The following is a 725-nucleotide window of genomic DNA, read 5'->3' on the forward strand; positions in this document are numbered from 1 at the left end:
CGGTGTCGGCGTCCTGCTCATCCTCCTGCCCTTCGTCGAATCATCGCTGGGCTGGTACATCTGGCTGTCCCTGCCGGCAGGAATCGGCGTGATCTGGCTGTGGGCATGGTGGGAACGTCGCTATGCGCGTCAGGGTCGCCCTCCGATGGTCGACCTCGATCTCTTCCGCATCCGCAGCTTCAGCAACGGGGCGATCATCATCGCCCTCTACTTCCTGGGCGTGACCAGCGTCTGGGTCCTCGTCGCCATCTACATGCAGCAGGGTCGGGGGCATACGGCCCTGGCTGCGGGAATGATCGGTCTGCCGGCCGCGCTGTGTTCGGCGGTCTCGGCGGATGTGTCCGGACGGTTCGTCTTCCAGATCGGGCGCCGCCTCGTCGTCTGGGGGATCGCGCTGTGCCTCCTCGGTCTCCTGGCCACCATCGGGGTCGTCGCGCTGCTGTCCCGTGGCATCGGCAGCGAATGGTGGATGCTGCTCACCCTGGCTTTCATCGGCACCGCTCAGGGCATGGTCATCAGCCCCAATCAGACTCTGACTCTGCAGGAGGTTCCCCTGCGATACGCCGGATCCTCCGGGGGTGTGCTGCAGACAGGGCAACGCATCGGCACCTCGATGGGGCTGGCGATCATGACCGCTCTGGCCTTCTCGATCACTGCGGTGAGCAATTGGCATTGGGCAATGATGGGAGCGTTCGTCGCGATCGCCGTCATCGTCATCCTCGCCG

1 protein-coding gene is annotated in these 725 nt (G+C 65.0%); it reads left to right on the plus strand.

Going from position 1 to position 725, the window contains the following annotated elements; translation table 11 throughout:
- Positions 1 to 725, plus strand: a 725-nt coding sequence (locus tag AD89_RS0117755) for an MFS transporter (RefSeq protein ID WP_025781041.1), incomplete at both ends; no start/stop codon positions are given.

It is taken from the genome of Brevibacterium sp. VCM10 (assembly GCF_000583215.1).
Classification (GTDB): Bacteria; Actinomycetota; Actinomycetes; order Actinomycetales; family Brevibacteriaceae; genus Brevibacterium; species Brevibacterium linens.